We start from the raw sequence: 4,778 nt of genomic DNA, 5'->3' as shown, positions 1-4,778 counted from the left end.
TGATAATGAAGTGAAAATAAAAATAAAAATAATAGTAAAAAAAACGATCAATATTATTATTTTTGATAGATAAAGCCTATTGAAAATGCACTTATCGATCGATAATAACGTATTTACACACCTTGATATTAGTATTAGATTTTACTCAGGAAATAATGTAAATAATAAAAAAACAAAGAAAAGTCAAAGTACATTAAATAATAAAAGATATCTAATTTTGATTAGTCAAATTAGATACTTTAAGATAATTCATTTATTATGATTTAAACAAAAATACGGCCTTATCATATGAAAAAAAAATAATGATTTATTATTAAGGAGAAATATTGGCATATATATTAGAAATGCGCGTAATGATAAGTCTTTGTCAGGTAAAAGATTGGGTGAGTTATTAAATGTAAGTCAGCAGCAAATATCACGTTATGAAAATGCGATGACTAGCATTAATATCGAAACCATGAACGCCATTTTAATTATCTTAGATAAAGACTGGTTTGATTTTCTTGATTATATAATGAAAAATAAAATATAAAATTAAGAGCACGCACGTTCTCTTTTATGCCATTTGCTATTTTAAATAATACGTAATTTGTAACAAGATGGAATTTAAATCGCACTTTATATATCTCTTTTTACGAGGGCGATTAGCCACACATTCAAGCTATTTTTTAATCATCTTTAAAAAAAGAGTCAATGATAGGCTGACTCTTTTTTTTTAAAAGGGGTTATATCGAAAGAGGTCATTTTCTGAATATAACCAAATAAGCGTCATTTTAATTTTTTTCAAAGGTATTTAATTATGCGTACTAAATTAATCGCGCTGTCCGTTCCTTTCTTATTAATGGGAATGGGCTCAGCACAAGCGGCTAACCAAGCCAACGTGGAATTTTTAGGGAATATCCAAGCGGTCAGCTGCGATATCAACGTTAACGGCCAAAACCAAGTGGTTTTAGGTAGTGTACGTACTTCCGATTTCACTACTGCATCAACACCCGTTGCTGCGGGTCAAACCGATTTCCAATTAACCTTAAGTGGTTGTGATGCACTGAAAACAGCGGGTAAAGCACAGGTTGAAATTAGCGGTGATACCGTACCTGGTACCACTAACATTTTCTTACAAAAAAGCAAAAACCCAACCAGCAATGCGGGTGTGATGATTTTAGATGACAAAAAACAGCCGATTGAAAATGGTAAAGCCGTCCAAATGGCCGATATCACAGCACCAGAAGAAGGTGGTGAATTCGCTTCTCTGGACAATGTATCAATAAAATTAACTGCTGCTTATGGCTCGACTGCCACTGATCAAGACGTGACCACAGGGACATTTAAAGCACCTGTTTTATTCTCATTTGTTTATGAGTAAATAACCATGAGGGGGGGAAACCTCCCTTTTATTCTATCAGGGGGATAGGTTGTGAAATCGATTTTGACGTTATGCTTTAGTGCCATGATGGTATTATGCCCCACTTATACTTTTGCGGGGATCTCTTACCAATTAGGGGCATTAAGAGTGGTGTACCCTGAAGGGGAAAAGGGCGTACCTTTAACGCTGATTAATAACACGAAAGAGGAGTCTGTTTTAACTCAAACTGTGACATTAAAAACTCCGTCAGGGCCTGAAGAAAAAATATTTTATGTTTTACCATCCATTGTCAAAATTGCCCCTCAATCCTCAACGAGTGTGAAAATCATGCTCAAACCGGGGACGTCATTGCCTCACGATCGCGAATCGATTTTTTATATTAACAGTAAAGCAATCCCGTTAATGGAGCATCAAGACGAACAAAAAAATAATATCGCTGGGGGCATCAATATTGGGATCTCGTCGGTGATAAAACTCTTTTATCGTCCTAAAAATTTACCCATGAGCGTTGAAACGGCTCAAGCTAATTTACAGTTCAACGTTTTAGACAAGACATTAAAAGTCTCTAATGCTTCTCCTTATTATATTACGTTGGTCAACATCAAAATAGATGGTCAACAAGTACCTTTAGTGGGTAAAGGAATGCTACCGCCTTATGAGGCGTTTGAATATCCGTTCACTGGGAAAAAGACCTCTTCTGCTGCCCCACATAAAATTCAATGGACCTTAATTAATGATTCGGGTGGCATGTATGAGTATTCAAAATAAGCGTGTGTTGCAGAGTACACTTTTTTTACTGACGTTGTGTACGTCTTCCGGTGTCCTCGCATCAGTCAGTGCACCCCTGAATTTTGAAGCCAATGTAGTGAAAGTGGCTTGTGAATTATCGGTTTCTCAGAGTCAAATTAAATTTGATACGGTGATGACTAATGAGATTAAACCGCAAACCTTGTTGCGTACCCGTGATTTTATTTTGAATATTTCACGGTGTAATGCGGTGGATGGTGAAGACAACATTACCCCTAAATTAAAAGTCTCGGGATCAGGGTTTAGTACGCTCGATGGAAAATGGTTATTTAAAACACAAGATTCACCCGTCAAAAATATGGGGTTCTTATTATATCACAGCGATACACCACCGACTTATTCGGATAGCTCACTGAATAATAATGATATTATTGATTATCACCAAACCTATAAAGTCTCGACACTTAATTTGGATACCCCATTTTATGCGATGATCGCCTGTGGTGATAATGAAACGTGTGATAAAGCGAAAACGGAAACGGGAACCTTGAAAGCCGTGGTGAGTTTTGACCTTCTCTATGATTAATGAAAAATGATGAAATCAATTTCTTTATTTCTAAGTATGTTAGTCATTGCCACGTTTCATTCTTTATCGTTTGCGGATGACGGCATTGTATTAAGTACAACGCGTGTCATTTTAGATAAAGACAGTAAAACGATCCAAATGACCAATAATAGCTCGCGTCCTTATTTAATTAAATCCGATTTACTGGAATCGCCCGATAATCTAAAAAAAAATAATACCGTGATGATCACGCCACCTTTATTTAAATTAGCGGCGCATGAATCCCGACCGATTAAATTGTATAAAAAAAATAACGCCGACGAGTCAGTGGAATCGCTGGGGTATTTAGCGGTATTGGCTATTCCTGCCCTCGATAAAGACGCCGTAGAAAATAAAAATACAGTGGCGATCGGCTTACGAAATATTATTAAAGTCTTTATTCGTCCTGCAGCGTTGGCTGACAAGAAAAAAGACAATGATTGTTTGATTGACATAAGTCATAACGGTAAGGCGATGATTTTAAAAAATACGACTCCGTATTTTATTACGCTCGTGGCGGTCACACTCAATAATGACGCTCAAAATATTTTACCGAACACAATAATGCTTTCACCGTTGGCACAAGGGACCTTTATTTATCCTAAAGCGCTCCCACCCAATACACAAATTCATTGGCAAACAATTAATGATTATGGTTTTGCTTCAGAGTGGTGTCGTTCAACCTTACAACACCCTCCAATTAAATAAGCCTCCTCTTGACTAAAATGTATGTAGGTGTTGTGTGAAAAATAAACAGAAACAAACCCCCAACGTGGTTGATAATAGGCGCCTTCACGCCTTAAGCCAGCTAACCTTAGCGGTTTTATTGTCGCTTTATGCGGGCTCAACGTGGGCGGAAGAATATTTTGATCCAGCATTTATTAGTGGGAATGAAGATAGTCAATTAGATCTCTCTTTCTATTCAAAAGATGGGGCTATTTCACCTGGGGATTATTTAGTATCAATCAGTGTGAATGAGAAGGCGATGCCAGAAAAAATGGTTAAGTTTGTCTTGAATAAAGAATACAAACTGGTACCGGTCTTCACTCCGAAAGAGTTGCAAGCGCTAGGCGTGGATGTTGAGAATGTCCCCATGCTTAAACGTTTACCCAAAGAGGCCCCCATTGAGGACCTCTCCGCGCTTATTCCCGATTATCGAGCTACATTTATCACCTCGGATTTAGCCTTAAAGTTGAGCTTTCCTCAGTTAATTATGAAAAATAAATCGGAAAGCGAAGTTGATCCCGCATTGTGGAATGACGGGATCCCCGCGTTATTATTTAACTATTCACTGATAGGCTCCACCTCTCGCACCGATGGCGCGGATATAAAAAACGTATTAGCCCAAGTCTTTGGCGGAATAAATTTCCAAGCTTGGCGTTTTCGCTTTAACTATTTTGGTAATTATGCAAAATATGATGGTCACGGTGACTCCAATAGCCATACCCAAAATAATTTTAATAATGTGCGATTATACCGTGATATCAAATCGTTAAAATCGACCTTGCAACTCGGTGAAATTATGCCGGTGTTGAGTATTTTTGAATCCTTCCCTTTTAAAGGGGTATCACTGTCCTCAAATGAAGATATGATCCCACAATCCCAACGTGGATTTGCCCCCGTTATCACTGGATATGCGAACTCCAACGCGTTGGTGCTCGTGAAGCAAAATGGCAATACGGTCTATCAAACCTATGTTTCGCCGGGGCCATTTCGAATTGATGATTTAAGACAAACCCAGCTTTCTGGTGAGTTAGAAGTTTTTTATCCAAGAAGCAGATGGTTCTGTACGCAAGCAATTGATCGCCAGCAGCAGTTTACCCATTATGGAAAGAGAGGGGGCGTTTAAATATGAAATCTCGGCAGGGCAATATAATGCCTCAGGCTCAGAGAAATCAAAGTTTGCGTTAGGCACATTCAGTTACGGGTTACCCCATAATATCACCCTCTATGGGGGGGGGAATGGGGGGGCAGTGATTATTTATCTTCCGTGGTAGGGTTCGGGACCTCGTTAGGGAAACTGGGGGCGCTCTCCTTTGATGCCACTATGTCATGGGCGAAAAT

Annotated in this window: 7 protein-coding genes; all 7 read left to right on the top strand. The window is 38.4% G+C overall.

Annotation, left to right across the window (positions count from 1 at the left end):
• Window positions 1-325: 325 nt before the first annotated feature.
• The 7 genes from BHE89_RS09700 (at window position 326) to BHE89_RS26985 (ending at window position 4,711) form a co-directional block, all read left to right on the top strand.
• A complete protein-coding gene (locus BHE89_RS09700) occupies window positions 326-532 on the top strand; it encodes a helix-turn-helix domain-containing protein (RefSeq protein WP_128860440.1) in 207 nt (68 codons plus the stop codon).
• A gap of 267 nt (window positions 533-799) precedes the next feature.
• Window positions 800-1,363, top strand: a complete 564-nt coding sequence (locus BHE89_RS09695) for a fimbrial protein (protein ID WP_069369450.1) — start codon at window positions 800-802, stop codon at window positions 1,361-1,363.
• Between the two features lie 51 nt (window positions 1,364-1,414).
• Window positions 1,415-2,131, top strand: a complete 717-nt coding sequence (locus BHE89_RS09690) for a fimbrial biogenesis chaperone (protein ID WP_069369449.1) — start codon at window positions 1,415-1,417, stop codon at window positions 2,129-2,131.
• Entirely contained in the window at window positions 2,115-2,696 is a 582-nt protein-coding gene (locus tag BHE89_RS09685; protein WP_069369448.1) for a hypothetical protein, read from the top strand. The genes BHE89_RS09690 and BHE89_RS09685 overlap by 17 nt, the downstream gene beginning before the upstream one ends.
• Window positions 2,697-2,705: 9 nt before the next feature.
• Entirely contained in the window at window positions 2,706-3,422 is a 717-nt protein-coding gene (locus tag BHE89_RS09680) for a fimbrial biogenesis chaperone (protein ID WP_069369447.1), read from the top strand.
• A gap of 34 nt (window positions 3,423-3,456) precedes the next feature.
• The gene (locus BHE89_RS09675; protein WP_128860439.1) at window positions 3,457-4,563 is read left to right on the top strand and encodes a fimbria/pilus outer membrane usher protein; all 1,107 of its coding nucleotides are present in this window, start codon (window positions 3,457-3,459) and stop codon (window positions 4,561-4,563) included.
• Entirely contained in the window at window positions 4,541-4,711 is a 171-nt protein-coding gene (locus BHE89_RS26985) for a fimbria/pilus outer membrane usher protein (protein ID WP_353615118.1), read from the top strand. The genes BHE89_RS09675 and BHE89_RS26985 overlap by 23 nt, the downstream gene beginning before the upstream one ends.
• The last annotated feature ends 67 nt before the right edge of the window (window positions 4,712-4,778 follow it).

The sequence above is a fragment of the Shigella sp. FC1967 genome (assembly GCF_001743005.1).
Lineage (GTDB): Bacteria > Pseudomonadota > Gammaproteobacteria > Enterobacterales > Enterobacteriaceae > Proteus.
This window is presented reverse-complemented; position numbering and strand designations above follow the sequence as displayed.

Excerpts from the sequence above, each read along its gene's own strand:
- BHE89_RS09695 (WP_069369450.1), top strand. The coding sequence starts at position 800 with ATGCGTACTAAATTAATCGCGCTGTCCGTTCCTTTCTTATTAATGGGA.
- BHE89_RS26985 (WP_353615118.1), top strand. The coding sequence starts at position 4,541 with ATGGAAAGAGAGGGGGCGTTTAAATATGAAATCTCGGCAGGGCAATAT.
- BHE89_RS09685 (WP_069369448.1), top strand. The coding sequence starts at position 2,115 with ATGAGTATTCAAAATAAGCGTGTGTTGCAGAGTACACTTTTTTTACTG.
- BHE89_RS09680 (WP_069369447.1), top strand. The coding sequence starts at position 2,706 with ATGAAATCAATTTCTTTATTTCTAAGTATGTTAGTCATTGCCACGTTT.